General features: G+C 72.7%; 19 protein-coding genes. 13 read left to right on the top strand and 6 right to left on the bottom strand.

Annotation, left to right across the window (positions count from 1 at the left end; translation table 11 throughout):
* Positions 1-59: 59 nt before the first annotated feature.
* Together ACIGXO_RS01435 and ACIGXO_RS01430 are read left to right on the top strand one after the other, a co-directional pair.
* The gene (locus ACIGXO_RS01435; RefSeq protein WP_399778852.1) at positions 60-803 is read left to right on the top strand and encodes a FadR/GntR family transcriptional regulator; all 744 of its coding nucleotides are present in this window, start codon (positions 60-62) and stop codon (positions 801-803) included.
* 63 nt (positions 804-866) lie between these two features.
* Positions 867-2063 (top strand): serine hydrolase domain-containing protein, encoded by a 1197-nt coding sequence (locus ACIGXO_RS01430; RefSeq protein WP_399778850.1) that lies wholly within the window; start codon positions 867-869, stop codon positions 2061-2063.
* Between the two features lie 234 nt (positions 2064-2297).
* On the opposite strand, the gene ACIGXO_RS01425 is transcribed toward ACIGXO_RS01430, so the two are convergent.
* Complete coding sequence (locus tag ACIGXO_RS01425) at positions 2298-4823, bottom strand: Pls/PosA family non-ribosomal peptide synthetase (RefSeq protein ID WP_399778848.1); 2526 nt, start codon at positions 4821-4823, stop codon at positions 2298-2300.
* 380 nt (positions 4824-5203) lie between these two features.
* Between ACIGXO_RS01425 and ACIGXO_RS01420 the strand changes: the two genes are divergently transcribed.
* Complete coding sequence (locus tag ACIGXO_RS01420) at positions 5204-5869, top strand: response regulator (protein ID WP_399778846.1); 666 nt, start codon at positions 5204-5206, stop codon at positions 5867-5869.
* On the top strand, positions 5866-6966 hold the full coding sequence (locus ACIGXO_RS01415; RefSeq protein ID WP_399778844.1) for a sensor histidine kinase: 1101 nt from the start codon (positions 5866-5868) through the stop codon (positions 6964-6966). Before ACIGXO_RS01420 ends, ACIGXO_RS01415 begins: the two co-directional genes overlap by 4 nt.
* 4 nt (positions 6967-6970) lie before the next feature.
* On the opposite strand, the gene ACIGXO_RS01410 is transcribed toward ACIGXO_RS01415, so the two are convergent.
* Positions 6971-7849 carry a LysR family transcriptional regulator gene (locus ACIGXO_RS01410; protein ID WP_399778842.1) on the bottom strand — a complete coding sequence of 293 codons (879 nt, stop codon included), beginning with the start codon at positions 7847-7849 and terminating at the stop codon, positions 6971-6973.
* Positions 7850-7975: 126 nt separating this feature from the next.
* Here ACIGXO_RS01410 and ACIGXO_RS01405 point away from each other — a divergent pair, with 126 nt between their 5' ends.
* Genes ACIGXO_RS01405 through ACIGXO_RS01395 form a run of 3 tightly spaced genes read left to right on the top strand, consistent with a single transcriptional unit; the run spans position 7976 to position 10361 of the window.
* Positions 7976-8353: a YybH family protein gene (locus ACIGXO_RS01405; protein WP_399778840.1), complete on the top strand. Its 378-nt coding sequence runs from the start codon at positions 7976-7978 to the stop codon at positions 8351-8353.
* Positions 8350-9534 (top strand): flavin-dependent oxidoreductase, encoded by a 1185-nt coding sequence (locus ACIGXO_RS01400; protein ID WP_399778838.1) that lies wholly within the window; start codon positions 8350-8352, stop codon positions 9532-9534. The genes ACIGXO_RS01405 and ACIGXO_RS01400 overlap by 4 nt, the downstream gene beginning before the upstream one ends.
* Before the next feature lie 44 nt (positions 9535-9578).
* On the top strand, positions 9579-10361 hold the full coding sequence (locus ACIGXO_RS01395) for a nucleotidyltransferase domain-containing protein (protein ID WP_399778836.1): 783 nt from the start codon (positions 9579-9581) through the stop codon (positions 10359-10361).
* Here the strand turns inward: ACIGXO_RS01395 and ACIGXO_RS01390 are convergent.
* Positions 10339-10809 (bottom strand): NUDIX domain-containing protein, encoded by a 471-nt coding sequence (locus ACIGXO_RS01390; RefSeq protein WP_399778833.1) that lies wholly within the window; start codon positions 10807-10809, stop codon positions 10339-10341. The genes ACIGXO_RS01395 and ACIGXO_RS01390 overlap by 23 nt on opposite strands.
* Positions 10810-10812: 3 nt before the next feature.
* Entirely contained in the window at positions 10813-12357 is a 1545-nt protein-coding gene (locus ACIGXO_RS01385; protein WP_399778831.1) for an ATP-dependent DNA ligase, read from the bottom strand.
* 253 nt (positions 12358-12610) lie between these two features.
* Here ACIGXO_RS01385 and ACIGXO_RS01380 point away from each other — a divergent pair, with 253 nt between their 5' ends.
* The 5 genes from ACIGXO_RS01380 to ACIGXO_RS01360 all read left to right on the top strand — a co-directional run bounded on the left by ACIGXO_RS01380 (position 12611) and on the right by ACIGXO_RS01360 (position 16751).
* The gene (locus ACIGXO_RS01380; RefSeq protein ID WP_181138642.1) at positions 12611-12763 is read left to right on the top strand and encodes a hypothetical protein; all 153 of its coding nucleotides are present in this window, start codon (positions 12611-12613) and stop codon (positions 12761-12763) included.
* A gap of 90 nt (positions 12764-12853) precedes the next feature.
* Complete coding sequence (locus ACIGXO_RS01375; protein WP_399778829.1) at positions 12854-14131, top strand: hypothetical protein; 1278 nt, start codon at positions 12854-12856, stop codon at positions 14129-14131.
* Between the two features lie 16 nt (positions 14132-14147).
* Positions 14148-14666 carry a hypothetical protein gene (locus ACIGXO_RS01370; RefSeq protein ID WP_399778827.1) on the top strand — a complete coding sequence of 173 codons (519 nt, stop codon included), beginning with the start codon at positions 14148-14150 and terminating at the stop codon, positions 14664-14666.
* A complete protein-coding gene (locus ACIGXO_RS01365) occupies positions 14663-16000 on the top strand; it encodes an MFS transporter (RefSeq protein WP_399778825.1) in 1338 nt (445 codons plus the stop codon). The genes ACIGXO_RS01370 and ACIGXO_RS01365 overlap by 4 nt, the downstream gene beginning before the upstream one ends.
* A 148-nt stretch (positions 16001-16148) precedes the next feature.
* Entirely contained in the window at positions 16149-16751 is a 603-nt protein-coding gene (locus ACIGXO_RS01360) for a carbonic anhydrase (RefSeq protein WP_399779922.1), read from the top strand.
* A gap of 85 nt (positions 16752-16836) precedes the next feature.
* Here ACIGXO_RS01360 and ACIGXO_RS01355 read toward each other — a convergent pair whose 3' ends face one another.
* Both ACIGXO_RS01355 and ACIGXO_RS01350 read right to left on the bottom strand, forming a co-directional pair.
* Positions 16837-17145: a hypothetical protein gene (locus ACIGXO_RS01355; RefSeq protein ID WP_399778823.1), complete on the bottom strand. Its 309-nt coding sequence runs from the start codon at positions 17143-17145 to the stop codon at positions 16837-16839.
* Positions 17146-17422: 277 nt separating this feature from the next.
* Positions 17423-18151, bottom strand: coding sequence for an ANTAR domain-containing protein (locus ACIGXO_RS01350; protein ID WP_399778821.1), 729 nt, complete (start codon positions 18149-18151; stop codon positions 17423-17425).
* 392 nt (positions 18152-18543) lie between these two features.
* Between ACIGXO_RS01350 and ACIGXO_RS01345 the strand changes: the two genes are divergently transcribed.
* Positions 18544-18942, top strand: a complete 399-nt coding sequence (locus tag ACIGXO_RS01345) for an STAS domain-containing protein (protein WP_399778819.1) — start codon at positions 18544-18546, stop codon at positions 18940-18942.
* Positions 18943-19047 lie beyond the last annotated feature (105 nt).

Here is a 19047-nt window from a genome sequence, read left to right as displayed (position 1 = left end):
ACATTGATCAGTTAAACAAGAGTGTTCAAGATGAGCAGTTTTTTGGCTACGGTGATCCCGTGGCCGACTCTCCTTCCCGTACCGCGCACGCCCTGACCGCGCCGCCGCTGACGGGCATCCGCCGGCTGTCGGCGCTGGACGCGGTGCGGGCCCGTATCGCACTCGCCGTCGACCTCGGGCTTCTGAAGCCCGGCGAGCGGCTGCCGGCCAGCGACCGGATCGCCGCGGCGCTGGACACCTCCGAGATCACCGTCCGCCGCGCCCTCGTGTCCCTGTGCAAGGACGGCGTGCTGGAGCGCCGGCGGGGGCGTACCGGCGGCACCCTCGTGGCGGAGCATCCGCCCCGTGGCGCGGTCGGCGCCGTGGAGTCCTACCGGGCCGCGGCGCCCGACGTGCACGCCCTGATCGACCACCGCCTCGTCCTCGAATGCGGCATCGCCCACCTCGCCGCCGCACGGGGCCTGGGCGAGGCGGCCGACCGCGAGCTGGGGAGCCTGGTCGAGGAGATGGACGGGGCGGAGAGCTGGGCGGAATTCCACCGCTCGGACGAACGGTTCCACCTCGCCGTCGCGGCCGCCACCGGCCTGCCGTCGGTCGTCGAGCCCTACGGGCTGGCGCTGAAGGAGCTGTACCACTACTACCTGCCGTACCCGCTGGACCACCTCCGCGAGTCCAACGGCGAACACCGCCTGCTCGTCGAGGCGCTGCGCCGGGGTGATTCAGCCGCCGCCGCGGAGGTCGCCGAGCGGCATGTGTGCACCCTGCATGACACGATGTTCATGCACTTGTTGAACGATTCCTGACGGGCTACGTTGCCGAAGGCAACCATTCACCCTGTCAGGGGCGTCTGCGAGAGACGAGGGAACGTGACAGCAGCCGTACAGGGCATCTGTGCCCCCGGGTTCGAGAACGTCCGCGAGGAGTTCGCCCGCAGCTTCGCCGAGCGCGGCGAGGTCGGCGCCGCGCTCGCGGTGACTGTCGACGGAGAGTTCGTCGTGGATCTGTGGGGCGGCCACGCCGACGCCGACCGCAGCCGCCCGTGGGAGCGGGACAGCCTGGTCAACGTCTACTCCACCAGCAAGGGCATGACCGCGCTCTGCGCCCATCTGCTCGTGGACCGCGGGGAGCTGGACCTCGACGCGCCCGTCTCCCGTTACTGGCCGGAGTTCGCCCAGGAGGGCAAGGGCGACATCCCGGTGCGCTGGCTGCTCTCCCACCGCGCGGGCCTGATCGCGCCGCGCGAGCCCCTGACCCCGGCGGACGTCTACGAATGGGAGAAGACCTGCGCGGTACTGGCCGCCACCGCACCGTGGTGGCAGCCGGGCACCGCCCAGGGCTACCACGCCGTCAGCTTCGGATTCCTGGTCGGCGAGGTCGTCCGCCGTATCACCGGCACCTCGCTCGGCACCTTCCTGCGCACCGAGATCACCGAACCGCTCGGCGCCGACCTGTACATCGGCACCCCCGAGTCCGAGCACGCCCGCTGTGCGCAGATGATCGGGCCCGAAGGGGGCGGCACACTGCGGGCGTTGTTCCCCGGGATGCCCGAGGGGCCGATCCGGTCGCTGGACGCACACCCGCTGGCGGGCCTGGCCGTGGCCATGGGCCACCTGCCCCTCGGGAACGTGAACAGCGCACCGTGCCGCAGCGCCGAGATCCCCGCGGCCAACGGCAACGCCACCGCGCGCGGCCTGGCCGCGGTCTACGGCGCCCTCGCCAACGGCGAGCTGGTCGGCGCCGGCACGTTGGCGGCGATGCGCGCGCGGCAGAGCCGTGACGACGAGTTCGACCTGGTGCTCAGCGCCGCGGCCCCGGAGCAGTTGCCGTTCGCCTGGGCGGCCGGGTACATGCTCAACGGCTTCGGCTACCTCGGCCCCAACCCCCGCACGTTCGGGCACGGCGGCGCGGGCGGCTCGCTGGCCTTCGCCGACCCGGAGAACCGGCTGTCCTACGCGTACACGATGAACAAGTTCGGCGGCAGCACGACCGGCGACGACACCCGCAGCCTCAAGCTGGTCGAAGCGGTGTACGCGGCCCCGGGGCTCGGCAGGTCCGGGGAGTGACACGCGGCCCGCGCTGCCGCCGGTGGCCGGAAGCCCGGCCATCGGCGGCAGCGCGGGGTGGGAAGCACGCCCTCCGGGTTACTCTGCCGGAAGGAGCGGAGCCTGGCGGCAGCACCCGCCTGGTCTGGCGCGTCCCGCTGCCCAACGGCACCCGGCCGCACGGCAGCGGGTGACGAGCCGGGGGTGGAGTGGTGCCGGGCGGCAACCGCCCGGTACCACACCCCGGTGGGGCTCTCACATCTCGTGGGCCGGGTTCCCGCCCCAGCGTGCGTGCGCGGGCACCTCCTCGCCCTTCATGAGGAACGAGTCGGGCGCCAGCGTCACACCGTCGCCCAGCGTCGTGCCGTAATGGACCAGGGTGCCGGTCCCCAGCGTGCAGCCGTTCCCGAGGGTGCTGTAGTCGGACTTGAAGGTGCCGTCCTCCTGGGAGTGGCACTGGATGACGGTGCCCACGTTGAGCGTGCAGTCGTCGCCGATCGTGACGAGCGTCCGCTCCGGCATCCGCGCACCGTCGTCGAAGAGCCGCCGGCCCACGCGGACGCCCAGCAGCCGCCAGAACAGGCCCTTGAACGGCGTGCCGTTGAGCAGCTTGAGTTCGATCGCCTGGTGCTTCCAGAAGCGTTCGTGCTGCCAGAAGTGCGGGTGGTAGATCGAGCAGAGGCGCGGCACCTGCCGCCGGAACCGGGTACTGGCGCGCTCCAGGAGCCCGGTGTACAGAACGCTGAACACCAGGGTCAGCAGGGTGGCCAGCGCGATCGCCACCGCGCCCCACGTGGCGTACAGCGCGACCATGGCCCAGCCGACCGCGAGGACGCCGAAGGTGTGGATCCAGCGGGCGAGCAGGAAGGAGCCGAGGGTGACGAGGTTGTGCCGGTTCTTTGCCCGCAGCCGGCGGCGGAAGGCGTCGCCGTCCCGGAGGTGGTCGAAGGACGTGTCGCGCTCGACGGTGCGCGGGATCTCGAAGCTGGGCGAGCCCAGCAGCCCGACGCCCTCCCGGACGGGTCCGTCGATCGGGACCATCACCTTCGTGGCGAGCAGGCAGTTGTTCCCCGTCCGCCCCCGCGCCGGATAGGTGACCTGGTTGCCGAGGAAGTTGTGCGGACCGATCGTCACCCGGGTCAGGCGGAAGGACGTGCTGGAGTACTCCGCGTTCAGCAGCGACAGGCCGTCGGCGACCATGGTGCCGGTGCCGATGGAGCTCAGGCACGGGCTCTCGTGCTTGACCTCCGTGCCGAAGTTCGACCCGGTCTGCTCGACCTCGGACAGGTCGTACGAGAGGCCGCGCAGGTAGTGGACGATGTACGAGCTGTCCCCGAAGAGGCGCAGGAAGAACCGGTTGTTGCTCAGCCGCGCGATCGCCCGGTGGACGGAGTAGTGGAACCCGTACAGCGGATAGACCCGGTCCGGCTTCACCAGGAGGTGGAGCAGGCGGGGGACCGTGCACACGAGGAACAGGCCGAGGACCAGCGAGCCGAAGAAGAGCACGAACGACGCGATCAGCGCGTCGCGGTAGAACGCCCAACTGGTCACGGACGGCGGCCGGTCGGACAGGAAAGCGGTGAGCTGCGGAGCCTCGGCGAGCAGCAGGTCCACGCCGCCGATCGTCAGCGGGACGTACACGAACAGCATGGTCAGCAGCTGCGTGACGCTGTAGGACACCTTGCGCCGCAGAGGGAGGGCGGTGACGCCGACCGTGCGGAAGTCCGTGTCGGTGGGCTGCGCGGGCGAGCCGTGCCACCGTTCGCCTGCCGGGACCGCCTGCCCTTCGTGCAGCGACGAGGCATGGCCGAGCTGGGCTCCGTCGCCGAGCGAGGTGTTGATGTCGAGCACCGTGGCCTCGCTGATGTACACGTCCCTGCCGAGCGTGACGGGGCCGGTCCGGATCCACCCGGCCTCGGCCCGGTAGCAGGTGGCGTACGCGTCCTTGCGGATGACCGTGCCGTCGCCGACCGTGAGCAGATCGGCGCAGACGGGCAGGTGCTTGGAGAGCACCGTGACGTCGCGCCCGATCTTCGCGCCCAGCGCCTTCAGGTAGAGCACGTAGAGCGGTGAACCGGCGAACAGCACCAGCGGGTTCATCTGGACCAGCGTCCTGACGAGCCAGAACCGGAGGTATCCCGGGCTCCAGATGCGGATCCGCTGCGCCTTCCACCGGCCGACGAGCAGCCACTTGGCCAGGATCGGCAGGACGCATATGGCGGCGAAGACCGCGCTGCCGAACGCGACCGCGCGCAGGTACTTGTCGGGCAGGTCTGCTCCGCCGGCGATCCAGTCGTAGCCGCGGGCGATGACGAGCGCGGTGAGGCAGGTGTAGCCGAGGAAGATCAGGAGCTGCAGCGCCCCGCACAGGACGTACTGCGGCGTGCCGGACCGCGCGGGCACCACGGCCTCGGACGGCGGCGCCGGTGCGGGCGCCGGTGACTCGGCGGGTCCGGGCGCGGGTGCGGGCCCGGCGAGCGCCGACGCCAGGCTGCGGATCGTCGGGTACCGGTAGATGTCCTTCATCGACACCGACGGCAGGTCCTCGCGCTTCCTGACCCGGGCGCAGAACTGCGCCATCAGCAGCGAGTCGGCGCTGAGGTCGTCGAAGAAGTGGCTGTCGAGCGGTACGTGTTCGACGCGTATGACGCCGGCCAGCACCTCGGCCAGTTGGCTTTCGGCGTGGTTCCCGGCGCCGGCCGCGGGTGCGGCGTACGCGCGTGGGACGGTTGCGGGTGCGTCCAGGTCGGCTGTCGAGACCTGGACATTCTTTCCCACCACTTGAACTCCTTGAGAGTGACGATCGAGCCGGCGGGCGAGAGGCTGAAGGGCGCCTGCCGCCCGCCGGCGCGGTGGGGGGGCTGGTCCGATGCCGGGGGAAGTGGACTCGGGCGAAGTGGTCCGAAGGGGGCGGCCGCTGGGTGGTGCGGCCGCCCATTGAACGGTCCACAGTCTTCGGAGCGGACGGCGCCGAACCGATCCCCCAGATTTCCGGAGCCGCCCCGCCGGACGGCCGGTGCCGCCCCGCCGACCGGCTGATCGCATCCCGCCGACCGGCCGGAGCACCCCCGCCGCATGGCGGGAACCGGTCCCGGGCACCCGGAATGAGGCGGTCGGCGTGGTACACATCGGGCGAATGGCGCTGGGTGAGCGGAGCACGCGTGATCCGGGTACTGGTGGTGGACGATGAGGCCCTGATCCGTACGGGCTTCCAGCACATCCTGGGTGCGGCGGACGACATCGAGGTCGTGGCGGCGGTCCCCGGCGGCCAGGCGGTGCGCACCGTACGGGAGTTGGGGCCGGACGTCGTGCTGCTCGACATCCGCATGCCCGACGTGGACGGGCTCACCGTCCTGGCCGAGCTGCGCCGGCTGCGGCGGCCACCCGTGGTGGCCATGCTCACCACGTTCGACACCGATGAATACGTGGCGACGGCGCTGCGCTCCGGAGCCGACGGCTTCCTGCTCAAGGACACCGACCCCGAACAACTCCCGCACCTCATCCGGACGCTGGCCGCAGGCGGCGTCGTGCTGTCCGCCACGGTCACCCGGACCGTCGTCAACGGCTATCTGGACAGCGGCCCCGACGCGCCCGCCGTGCGCAGCGTCGCCCGGCTGACCGAACGCGAGCGCGCCGTGCTCCTCCTCATCGCCGAAGGGCTGTCCAATGTCGACATCGGTACCCAGATGCATCTGAGCACCGGCACGGTCAAGGACCACGTGAGCGCCATCCTCACCAAGCTGGGGGTGAGCAGCCGCGTCCAGGCGGCGCTGCTCGCCGAGCGCGCGGGCCTGTTACGGCCGTTGCGCGGCGGGGAGGGCGGATGAAGAACAGACGGCCGCCGCGCTGGCTCATCGACGTCGCCCTCATCGTCGCCGTCCTGCTCGACGCCTGGGCCCACTACGAACCGGACGAACCGTGGGGCACGGCCTGCTCACTGCTCGGCGCCTTCTCGCTGGCGCTCCGCCGCCATTTGCCACTCACCACCTTCGTCCTCACCCTCCCGGCGCTCGTCATCGCCGACGCCAAGTACGCGTCGCTGGCCGCCCTGTACACCTTCGCCTCGATCACCCACCGCCGCGTGGTCCTGGCCGTCTGCGCCCTGATCGTCGTGGCCGGCCACGTCGTGCCCTGGCCGTACCCGGAGTACGACGACTACCAGGACACCTCGACCCTGATCCACGTCGGGTACAAGCTCGCGATGGCGGCCGCACCGGTCTTCCTCGGCCAGCTCGTCCAGGCCCGCCGGGACCTGTCCCTGCGGCTCGCGGAGATCTCCGAGGCCCGCGACCACGAGCGGCTGCTGCTCGCCCAGACCGTACTGGCCAAGGAACGCGCCCAGCTGGCCCGCGAGATGCACGACGTGGTCTCCCACCAGGTCAGCCTGATCGCGGTACGGGCCGGGGCGCTCCAGGTCGGCACCCGTGACCCCGCCGTGAAGGAGGCGGCCGCCACGATCCGGCGGCTCAGCGTGCAGACCCTGGACGAACTGCGGCACATGGTCAGCGTGTTACGTGCCTCCGGCAGCCGGCCGACCGAGCTGACCCCCCAGCCCTCCCTCGCCGACCTGCAGCGCCTGGTCGAGTGCAGCGGCATCGAGGCCGAGCTGAAGACCGACCTGCCCGACGGCCTCCCGCCGCCGGTCCAGCGCGCCGTCTACCGCACCGTGCAGGAGGCCCTGACCAACGTACGCAAGCACGCCCCGGGCGCCACCGCGACGGTCCGCGTCCACCACGAGAGCGGCGTCCTGCACGCCACCGTCACCAACACCGCGCCCACCCGCCCGGCCCTGCCGCTGCCCAGCGCCTCCCACGGCCTGGTGGGCCTCCGCCAGCGCGCCGAACTCCTCGGCGGCACGGTCACCGCGGGCCCCACGGCCGACGGCGGCTTCCGGCTGCATCTGACGCTGCCGGTCGGGCTCTAGGGCGTCAGCGCAGCATCGCGCGGGCGCGGTCGACCAGGGCCCGGGCGGCGGGGCCGCTGGGCCCGGCTGCCCGCCAGGCGAGGACCAGGCGGCCGCGCAGGGCGGGCGGGTCGATGCGGACCGTGCGCAGCTGCCCGGAGCGCGCCTCGGCGAAGGCGCCCGGCAGGATCGCGGCCCCCAGGCCCCGCGCGGCGAGCTGGGCGAGCACCTCCGGACTGCTGGCCTCGAAGGCGATCTGCGGGGTGAACCCCGCCGCCGCGCACGCCTCGTCGAGCCGGGTGCGCAGCCCCGTCCCGGGCGGCAGGCTGATCAGCGGCCGGCCGCGCAGGGTGTCGAGTGAGATGACCGAGTGCACGGCCAGTTCGTGGCCCGGAGCGACCGCGGCCACGATCGGCTGATCGTCCACCACCTGGATCTCGATGCCGGCCGGCGTCTCACTGCCCACGCTGACGATGGCCGCGTCCAGCCGCCCGGTGCGCAGGCCGTCGATGAGCTGGTCGGAGTTGGCCTCGGAGAGGGTGATCTCGACCGCCGGGTGGGCCTCGTGGAACTCCGCCAGCAGGTCGGGCAGGGCGACGTGGTGCGAGGTCACCGTCCCCACGGCGACGTGCCCGCGGAGCAGCCCGGTCAGCTCGTCGACGGCATAACGGACACCGTCGACCGCGGCGAGCGCCGCCCGCGCGTACGGAAGGACGGCCTCGCCCACCTCGGTCAGGCGCACCGAGCGGCCCGTGCGGTCCAGCAGCTCCTGGCCGAGCTCCCGCTCCAGCCGGCGGACCTGCGCGCTGACCCCGGGCTGGGCCACGTGCAGCCGCTCCGCCGCGCGGGTGAAGTTCCGCTCCTCGGCGACGGCGACGAAGTACTGCAACTGGTGAAGCTCCATGGGCGGCAAGTCTAGCCGTGCCAGAAGCAATGCTTCTCATTTATAGAAGAACCATCTCTTGGACTTCTCGTTCGGGCCATTCCAGAGTGGATGCAGAACGCCGAACGAACCAGAGAAGGGACCGCCATGACCGAGAACCGCGAGCGCGCCGCCACCCCCGAGGACCTGGCCCGGCTCTTCGTGGCGCGGGCCAACGCCCGCGACGCCGAGGGGCTGGCGGAGCTGTACGCACCCGACGCCGTGCTCGCCTACCCGCCGGGGTCCGTCACGGTCGGCCGCGACGCGATCCGCGCCGTGTGCGAGCGGCTGGTGGCACACGCGCCCCTGCCGTTCGTGGAAGAAGAGCCGCTGCCGACGGTCCGGTACGGCGACCTGGCCCTGACCTCCACCCGGCCCGCCGACGGCACGGGCGGCCGGGTGCAGGTCGCGCGCCGGCAGCCGGACGGGAGCTGGCTGCGCATCATGGACCGCCCCGAGAGCACCGACGCGGGGACCGGGCGATGACCGTACTGATCGCCGGCGCGGGCATCGGCGGGCTGACCGCCGCGCTGAGCCTGCACGCCGCGGGCATCGACGCGGTCGTCGTGGAGAGCGCCCGCCGGATCAGGCCGCTCGGCGTCGGGATCAACCTGCTGCCGCACGCCGTACGCGAACTGACCGAGCTCGGCCTCGCCGAAGAGCTCGCCGCCATCGGCGTGGCCACCACCGAGAACGTCTACTACGACCGGTCCGGCCGGCGGCTCTTCACCGAGCCGCGCGGCCGGGCGCAGGGCTACCACTGGCCGCAGTACTCCCTCCACCGCGGCGAACTGCAGCTCATGCTCCTCGCGGCGGTGCGCGCCCGGCTGGGCGCCGGCGCGGTCCGTACCGGAACCCGGCTGGTGGACTTCGAGGAGCGGCCGGGCGCCGTGCGGGCCCGGCTGCTCGACCGGGCGACCGGAGAGACCGAGGCGTACGACGCCGCGGCGCTCGTGGGCGCCGACGGCCTGCACTCGGTCGTCCGGGCCCGGCTGCATCCGGCGGGCGGCCCGCTGCAGTGGTCGGGCATCCGCATGTGGCGGGGCGTCACCGAGGCCGGACCCTTCCTCACCGGTGCCTCGGCGGTGCTCGTGACGGGCGGGGACGCGGAGCTGATCGCGTACCCGATCGGCCGCGGCCGCATCAACTGGGTCTGCCAGGTCAGGGTGGCCGAGCCGCAGCCGCTCGCCGAGGAGGCGGCCTGGAACCGCGCGGGCCGGCTCGCCGACGTCCTGCCGCACTACGCGGACTGGACGCTGGGCGTGCTCGACGTGCCCGCGCTGCTGGCGGGCGGCGAACCGCTCCTGCAGTACCCCATGGCCGACCGCGACCCGCTGCCCGCCTGGGGGAGCGGCCGGGTCACCCTGCTCGGCGACGCCGCCCACCCGATGTACCCCGTCGGCGCCAACGGCGCGTCCCAGGCGGTCGTCGACGCCCGCGTCCTCGCCCACGCACTTGCGCGGGCCCCCGAGGTACCGGACGGGCTGGCCCGCTACGAGGACGCGCGCCGCGCCGTGACCACGGCCGTCGTCCGGGCCAACCGGGAGATGCACCGGGCCGGCGGCCGGACCCCGCAGGAACTGGCCCGCATCACCGACACCTACCGGCAGGCCACGGGCAGCGACGTGCACGAGCTCAACTCCCGGGCGTCGCTGACGCTTCGGTGAAATGGCTTCGGTGCGGGGGAGGGGCGGGCGCTAGGGTCGGCCGCATGGGAGACGCCGTGATGACCGATCAGGAGTTCCTGGACCACGTCGCCGACCGGCTCGCGGGGCTGCCCGCCGTGCGCGCCGTCACCCTCGGCGGCTCACGTGCCCAGGGCACCCACACCGCGGACAGCGACTGGGACTTCGCCCTGTACTACCGCGGCGCCTTCGACCCGGCGGAGCTGCGCGCCGTCGGCTGGGACGGCGAGGTCTCCGGGCTCGGGGAGTGGGGCGGCGGCGTCTTCAACGGCGGTGCCTGGCTGGTCGTCGACGGCCGGCGCGTCGACGTCCACTACCGCGACCTCGACGTCGTCGAGCACGAACTCGCCGAGGCCGGGCAGGGCCGCTTCCACTGGGAGCCGCTGATGTTCCACCTCGCGGGCATCCCCAGCTACCTGGTGGTCGCGGAGCTGGCCGTCAACCAGGTCCTGCGCGGCCGACTGCCGCGCCCCGCCTACCCGGAACCGCTGCGCGCCGCGGCCCCGCCGGTATGGCGCGGGCGCGCCGAGCTCACGCTCCGGTACGCCAAGGGCGCGTACGTGCCGCGCGGCCGGGCCACCGAGGTCGCGGGCGCGCTCGCCACCGCCGCGATGCAGACCGCCCACGCGGTCCTCGCCGCGCGCGGCGAGTGGACCACCAACGAGAAGCGGCTCCTGGAACAGGCGGGGCTGCGCGGCATCGACACGGTCGTCGCGGGGCTGCGCCCGGAGGCCGAGCACCTGGCACGGGCCGTCGCCGAGGCGGAGGCGCTGTTCGAGGAGCGGCTCAGCCGGGCCCGGCGTACGTGAGGAGCCGGTCCACGAAGGCGCGTTGGGCGGCGATCAGGCGTTCCCCGGCCGACTCCGGGCCGCACCATGCCACCCGGTCGATCTCGGGGAAGGCACGCAGGACGCCGGAGCCCCTGGGCCACTCCATCTCGAACGTACCCGGCACGATCTCCGCCGGGTCGAGGTCGCCCTCGACGGCCCAGACGGTGACCGTCTTGCCGCCCGACTGACGGACATCGCCCAAGGGAACGTACGGCCCCTCCGGAGGCGGCAGGCCCAGCTCCTCCTCGAACTCCCGCCGGGCGGCCGCCAGCGGTTCCTCCGGCGGTACGTACTCGCCCTTGGGCACCGTCCACGCCCCGGCCTCGCGGCGGGCCCACAGCGGCCCGCCCATGTGCGCCAGCAGCAGCTCGACGCCGCCGCTCGTGCGGCGGTACAGCAGCAGCCCGGCGCTCCGTTTCCCCGTCATGCGTCACGAGTCCGCCGTGTCGTGGGCCGCCAGGATGTCCGTCACCGTGTCGGCCTCCTCCGGCGTCTTGTCCTCCCGGTACCGCACCACCCGGGCGAACCGCAGCGTGACGCCCGCAGGGTAGCGCGTGGAGGTCTGGAGACCGTCGTAGGCGATCTCCACGACGAGCTCCGGGCGTACGGTCACGACGTGACCGCGCTCCTCCACGGTGAGTTCCCGCAGCCGCTCGGTCTGCCAGGCGAGGGTGGCGTCGGTCAGTCCCTTGAAGGTCTTGCCGAGCATGACGAACGAGCCGTCGGGCCCGCGGGCGCCGAGGTGGAGGTTGGACAGTTTGCCGGCGCGGCGGCCGTGCCCCCACTCCGCCGCCAGCACGACGAGGTCGAGGGTGTGCACCGGCTTCACCTTGAGCCAGGAGGCGCCGCGCCGCCCCGCGCTGTACGGCGCGTCCAGCGCCTTGACCACGACGCCTTCGTGTCCGCGGCGCAGCGTCGCAGCCCAGAACTCCGCCACCGCGTCCTGCGCCGCGGGATCGGCCGGGTCCTGGACGACCACCCGGCGGACCCGCATCGGCTCGGGCACGATCCGGGCCAGCTCCGCGTGGCGGTCGGCGAAGGGCAGATCCATCAGGTCCCGGTCGTCCACCGCCAGGATGTCGAAGAAGACCGGTGAGAGCGGCAGCGCGGCGTGCGCGGCGGCCACGTCGGTCCGGGAGCCGAACCGCCCGGCGGTGCGCTGGAACGGCAGCGGGCGGCCGTCGGCGTCCAGCGCGATGACCTCGCCGTCGAGCACGAAGCGGGTGGCCGGCAGGGCGCGCGCGGCCTCGACGACCTCGGGGAGCCGGTCGGTGACCTCGTCGAGGGTGCGGGTGTGGATGTGCACGTCGTCGCCGTCGCGGTGCACCTGTACCCGGATGCCGTCGAGCTTCTCCTCCACGGCGCAGGCGCCCAGCTTGCCGACCGCCTCGGCCGGTGTCTTCGCGCTGTGCGCGAGCATCGGGCCGACGGGCCGGCCCACGGTGAGCCGGAATCCGGCCAGCGCGGGCGGGCCCTCGGCCAGCAGGGCCCTGGCCACGTCCTGCAGCCCGCCGAGCATCACGGCCCGGCGCACGTCCGCAGGGGGCGCGTCCGTCGCCGCCGCCAGCCCCTCGACGGCGAGTGCGTCCAGCGCGCCCTGGCGCACCTCGCCGGTCAGCAGGCCGGTGAGGAAGCGCTGTTCCGGCTCGGTGGCGGTGGCCAGCAGCTGCTGTACCAGGCGCCGGCGTTCGGCCTGTGCGCCCGTCCCGGTGATCCGGGACAGCGCGGTGAGTCCCGCGTCGACGCCGCGTACGGTCAGTACGGCCTGCTCGGCCGGGGGAGGCGGGTCGCGCAGGGCGTTCCAGCCGATGCCGATCCGCCCCTGGGGCAGCCGTCCGGCCAGATAGGGGATGACCACCGGTACGTCCTCGGGTGCGGCCTCGCGGAACAGCCCGGCCAGCAGCGCGACCTTCCGGGAGCGCGCGGAGGTCGCGGCGACTTCTTGGGACACGCGGGCGAGGTCGGCCAGCAGCATACGGCCATCGTGCCTCGCACGGCGCGGTCACGCCTCCGGGCGGGGCCCGGCCGGCACGCCCCGAAGGAGCGCGGCCGTCACGACTCGAACCGGCCAAAGTTGGCGCGCCCGGCATCCTTCTTGACCTTTGGCCATTGCCATTCGTTGACATCCACTTGGTCAACCTTTTACCTTCGTTCCGTGCAGTAAAGGCGCACGTCAGCGCCGCAACTGCGGCACGGCCGACTCGATACCCCACCTCTCGGAGGCCCGCATGGAACAGCTCATCAAGAAGATGGCCCAGGACGACGTCTGGCAGGGCTGGGTAGCCGCCAACTCGGCGCAGAAGGCGGACAAGGACGGCTGCATCAGCGCGTCGCCCAAGTCCGGCTGCATCAGCGCGACGAAGACCGGCTGCATCTCCTGACCCGTCGCCGCCCGGTGTTCCCGGGCCGGCCGGCGGCGGCCGTCTCCGCCGTCGGCCGGCCCCGGCCCACGAGCCCTGTTGAGGTTTCCCTTGAAGGTTTCCCCGGACCGTCAGCTGAAGGTTTCTCCGGACGGTCAGCCGACGGCCGAGGTCATCGCACGCGTCAAGGACATTCCGATCTACCGTGCCGCGGTGGCGCGCGGCCATTTCCCGGTACTGGAGAAGACCGAGATCGCGCGCGGCTTCCCGGACAACTGGATGACGCCCGCGCTCGCGACGGCGCTCGAATCGGGCGAGGCGGAATTCGTGCTCTCCACGGGCACCAACCACGCCCGGATGCAGATCATCCGCCCGCCGTACTTCCTTCTCCGCTCCTATTACCGGCTGTGGAGCGAGCACCCGGACATCCGGGAGACCTGGGAAGCGGGCTGCCGGCGCGTCTCCCTGACGACGGTGCTCGCGACGGAACACGTCGCCCGGGTGAATGCCAGGAAGCGCGGCGAGGAGCCGCCGCCCGTACCGCGCATGGAGGACCGCCGGCTCGATGCCCGCACCTGTTATCTGAACCTCCGCCTCGATCCCGCACTCTGGGAGCGCGCCGAGGTCGAGCGGATGCTCGCCGAAATCGAAGCGGCCCGGCAGACGCATCCGCGCGGCTGGTACCACCTGGACTGTTCCGGCTACCACTTGGCGCACCTGCTGCGGAAAATCCATATCTGGGGACTGTGGGACGCGTTCTCCCCGCCGGCGAGCATCATCCACGCCTATGAATACACGCCGGTCAATGTGCGCCGGTATCTCCAGCAGCACTTCGCGTGCCCGATCATCGACCTGTTCGGCAGCACGGAGCTGGGCTACCTCTTCTACAGCGACCGCCGCGGCCGCTACCACCCCTTCCTCGACGACATGAGCGTCGAACTCGCGCCGGTGGCCGAGGGCAGCGGGCTCTTCCACCTCATCGTCACCAGCCTGCGCAATCCGCACATGCCGCTGGTCCGCTACCGCTCCGGCGACTGCGCCCGCACGTCGGACGGCACGCCGGACCCGGCGAAAATCACGCAATTCTGCGGCCGGGAAAAGGAATTGCTGGATTCCCCCGCGGGCCCGGTGTCGCAAGGCGATCTGGACGCGCTCGTCGGCGCCGTCTCGCCCCGCGTCTTCGTGCACCAGCTCCGGGTCCTCAGCCCCGCCGAGGCCGTGCTCGCGTACACCACCTTCGACGGCAAGCCCCTCGAATCCGACCGGGTGGCCGCCTTGGGCCGCGGCGTACGCGAACTGACCGGCCGCCGCTGCGTACTCGACCACCGGGACCACATCCCCATCGGAAGGTCGGGGAAGTACGCCTGGCTCGCCCCGGACGGAAAATGAGAGGGACAGAGGGACCATGACCACGACGACATTCGTGACCGAGGACGACCTCACGGCACTGCTCGGGCCCACGCTGTACGCGGAACTGGTCGATCACTTCGCGGCCGGCACCGACGCGCCCCGCGCGTACACCGAACGCCAGGCGCTGGAATGCCTGCGGTACCTCTACCTGATCTCCAAGTACCCCGAGGAACTCAGCGGGCTCTTCCTCCCCGTCGAGCAGGAAATCGACGAATTCTGGCACTACCTCATCCTGCAGACGCGCGAATACCGGACGCTGTGCGAAGAACGCCTCCCGGGGAAGTTCTTCATCGAACACCGCAGCATCGCGTACGAGGAGTACCAGCAGGAGCCGGGGCGCGAGCAGGCGATCGAAGAGGCGCTGCGCTGGATTCCGCTGTACTGCCGGGAATTCGGCCCCTTCGACGAGGGCGCGCTGCCGCACTGGACCATCGTCCGGTTCCTGCACGAGCGGCTGGACATGCCCTTGCGGGAGATCTCCGCACTGGAACCGGCACGGGGCGGGACCGCATGACGGAACGGACCGGGACCGCCCCCGCGCACGGGCCACCGCTGCTCGCCGCGCCGCCCGTGGCCACCGCGCAGCGGCGCGTACTGACCGTGCTGGTGCTCTCCCAGATCCTCAGCGGCGCGGGCCTGGCCGCCGGCATCACCGTCGGCGCGCTGCTCGCGGAGGAGATGCTCGGCTCCACGGGGTCGGCCGGGCTGCCCAGCGCCCTGTTCACCGGCGGGTCCGCCGTCGGCGCCGTCGCCGTCGGCCGGCTGTGCCAGCGCTGGGGCCGGCGCCCCGGCCTCGCGCTGGGCTACGGCGTGGGCGCGCTCGGCAGCCTCGGTGTCGTCGTGGCAGCCGCCACCGCCGACGTCGTACTGCTCTTCGTCTCGCTCACGGTCTACGGCGCGGGCACGGCCACGAATCTGATGGCCCGTTACGCGGGGGCCGACCTGGCGGCGCCCGAGCGGCGCGGCCGGGCGGTGAGCACCGTACTGATGGCCACCACGCTCGGCGCGGTGGCCGGGCCGCTGCTGGTGACCGCCACGGGCGAGATCGCGCACGGCTGGGGCATCCCGCGGCTGGCGGGCCCGTTCGCCCTGGCCACCGTCGCCTTCGCGGCGGCCGCCGGCCTCCTCGGCACGCTGCTGCGTCCGGACCCGCTGCGGCTGGCACGCACGTTGGCCGAGGCGGCCGATGCGGCCGTCAAAACCGGTGCGGACCCGGCGCAGTCCGCTGACGCAGCCCCGGAGCGGAGTACGGCCGCGTGCCCCGACCGGCCCCGCCTCCTCGCCGGTACCACCGTCATGGTGCTCGGCCAGCTCGCGATGATCGCGATCATGACCATGACGCCGGTCCACATGCGGGCGCACGGTCACAGCACCGGGGCCGCCGGACTGGTCATCGCCCTGCACGTCGCGGCGATGTTCCTGCCCTCGCCGCTGACGGGGCTCCTCGTCGACCGGGCCGGGCGGGTGCCGGTCGCGGCCGCGTCCGGCGTGACGCTGTGCGCGGCGGGCGCCGTGGCGGCCCTGGCACCGGCCCACTCCGTACCGGCGCTCGCCGCCGCGCTCGTCCTGCTCGGCCTCGGCTGGAACCTCGGCCTGATCAGCGGCACGGCCCTGGTCACCGACGCCCTCCCGGCGGCCACCCGCGCCCGTACGCAGGGCCTGCTGGACGTGGCCCTCGCCCTCGCCGGAGCCACCGGCGGCCTGTCCTCCGGAGTGGTCGTCATGGCGGTCGGCTTCCCGCTGTTGGCCCTGGCCGGAGGCGCGCTGGCGCTGGCGGCCGTGCCCGTCCTGGCGCTGACCGTACGGCGGCCCCGGCCGCGCCCCGGCGCGCCCGAGGGGAGCCCCTGACATGACCGGCACACACAGCACGCGCGCGCGGGCGCCACCGGCCACTCCGTCCTACCGGACCACCCAGCAGCCCCGCACGGCAACGACCCTCGCGATCCGATTCCGCCATGCACACAGTGGCACCCTCACCAACAGGAGACACCTCCTCGTGGAGACCTTCATCCAGCAGGCCCGGGGCCTCAACGCCCGCATCGCCGACCGTCCTGAGGAACGGGAGAGCTTCGGCCGGTTCGCCGCCGGCCAGTCGCCGCTCGCCCTGTTCATCACCTGCTCCGACTCCAGGGTCGTACCGTCTCTCATCACCGGCGCACGGCCCGGCGAACTCTTCGAACTGCGGACGGCCGGCAACGCCGTCCCCGCCTACCAGGAAGGAATGCCGGCCTGTGCGGAGGCCGCGACCATCGAGTACGCGATGCGCGTCCTGAAGGTCGCCGACATCGTGGTCTGCGGCCACTCGCACTGCGGCGCCGTCGGTGCCCGGGCCCGCGCCGAGGACCTGAACGACGCGCCCGCCGTACGGGACTGGCTCGCCGAGCAGTTCTCCGCCGAGCTGCCCCTGGACGACACCCCGGCGGTGGCCGGCGCCGTCCAGCGCCATGTGCGCGAACAGCTCGACCGGCTGCGCGCCTACCCCTGCGTCCGTGAGCGCATGGACGCCGGTGAAGTAACGCTGCACGGCTGGTTCTACGAGGTGCACACCGGCCTCGTCATGGCGCACGACCAGGAGACCGACGTCTTCCTTCCGCTCTGAACGGCTCACCCGGGCCGCTGACGGCGCACCCGGGGCCCCGCCCGGCCTTCCGGCCGGGCGGGGCCCGCAGGGGACGGGAGGGGTGTCAGGCGTTGGTGTGGTCGGTGGGCTCCCGGCTGCCGCTCTTGGCCAGGCCCCGGCTGAGCAGGTAGCCGATGCTGAGCAGCGTGACATACAGCCATGCCCGGTCGGCCGGGAAGCGGTCCACGAGGCCGCCGGGGCCGCTGCCCACCACGGCGGAGGCGATGAGGACGGCCGCCACGGCGGCCACGTAGACGAAGAACTCGGTGGTCTTGAACGACGGTTTGGTCTCGGTGTGCGCGGGTCGCACGGCGGTACGGCTGGTCCTCGGCATACCGGATTCCGAGTACCCGGGGGACGAAGCGGCGGTCATGGTGCGCCTGCTTTCTGACGAGGGTCACCCGGCGGTCGCCGGGTGCGGCGCACGCGTACCCGGGCCGGGGACGCGAGAACGCCGCCCGGCGGCCACCTGCCGGCACACGGAAGCTGTCGGCCAGTAGCCCGCCCGCCTGGAGACGCCCCCTGTGAAGGAACAGACCGGCGTGGCCCGCCGCCGGGACCAGAGAGACGCATGCTCACCCGTCTGCCCCCGCCCCACCACCCGACTTTGGCCGGAACGGACCGCCCGTCCCGCCGGGGCGGGGCGCCTCTCACGCGGAATCGCTGGGCTCGTTGTTCGCGGTGAGACGCAGGTCGCCGCGGAGTACCGCGGCCGCGACTTCGGTGATGCAGCGGTTGGTCGCGAACGCCTCCGCGCGCAGCCGGGAGAGCGCCGCCGGGAGGGGGATGCCGAGCTGGACGGCGACCATGCCGGTGGCCTGGTGGACCTTCGCGCGAGGGAGAGGCACCAGCCCGGCCGTCCCCGGTGAGGCGCCCGCCGCGTCTTCGGTGGACGGTGGGGGCAGCCGCATGCGCAGGAGGAAGTCGGTCAGCGCGTCGCAGAGCGTCAGCGCGTGCTCGATGCTCTCCCCGCTCATCATTCCCGGCCGCTGGCGGTGGCCGGTCAGGGCGCCCACCTTCAGTGAGCCCAGCCGTAGCGGAAAGGCGAAGACCGCCCGGACGCCCAGCTGCGCGACGGCCGGCAGGAAGCCCGTCCAGCGCGCCGCCGGCGCCGAGGACACATCGGCCACCAGGCAGATCGCGCCCGCCCGCGCGGCTTCCAGGGTGGGCCCCTCGCCCAGGGTGAACTGCAAGTCCTCCAGCTGTGCGCTGACCTCCTCGCTGAACCAGATCAGCTCCGGTTCCCCGACGAGCAAGGAGGCGGCCAGCCCGTCCAGGCCCAGCGCGGCCGCCGCCTCCCCGGTCCACTGCGCGGCGAAATCCGCCTCGCGGCCCTGTGCCAGAACGGCGACCAAGTCCTTGACGGTGCTCTCCACCATGTCGCAGCGCCCCCTCTGAGCCGTGCCGCTCCTGAGCCGGCATCTCCCACCCGGTCCGGCCGGTCGATGCATCGGCCACGCGACGTCGTCAGCGTCCACCCCGCGTCGGTCCGGGCACAAGCGCCGGGAGGGTGTGGTCTTGACGGCCCGGGCCGCCCTGGGCTCCCCGGCGCCGAGGGGGCGCACGCCCGAGGTTCACCCGTCCGGGTGGAGCGCGATCGTATTGTCACCCGGCCGCGGCCGCGCGATTTCCGGCATGTATCAGCTCATGTGGGACACTCGTCTTGTATCACATGCCTGTAGTTCACAACGTGGGGCCGACGAGCGGCCACCACCAGGGAATGTCCGTGGAACGTCCGTGGATGTCCGTGCGTCAGGTGATCGGAGGAGCGATGTCCACGGGCACCGGCCGGCTGGCCGTCACCGTTCTCACGAAGTGCGACGCCTGCGCCGTGCTGCGTGTGCGCGGCGAGCTCGACCATGCGTCGGAGGAGGCGTTCCTCTCCTCCACCGGCGTCATCCTCGCCGACGGGTACCGCTACCTCGTCCTGGACGTGGCCGCGCTCACCTTCTGTGACTCCCGTGGCCTGAACTGCCTGCTCGCCCTCCACTGGCTGCTGCGCCGCCGGGAGGGCGCACTGCTGCTCGCGTGCGCCGGCCGCCGCCTCTCCGAGCTGCTCCGCCACACCGGCAGCGACAAGCTCTTCCCGCAGCACACCACCGTCAGCCAGGCCCTCGCCTCCCTCCCCGCCGAGCACCGCCCCACCTGGCCGCCGCTGCCCGCGGCGTAGCCCCTCCGGCCGCCACGGCCACTGTGACGTGGCTCACCCGCCCGGCGGAAAACACCCGCCGCCCGTGCCCCGTATCCCCCGTCGTCGCGCGCACCAGCACGACAC

Source organism: Streptomyces sp. NPDC053542, assembly GCF_044544685.1.
Taxonomy (GTDB): domain Bacteria; phylum Actinomycetota; class Actinomycetes; order Streptomycetales; family Streptomycetaceae; genus Streptomyces.
Note: the sequence above shows the minus strand (reverse complement) of the source record. Positions and strands in the feature narration are given on the sequence as shown.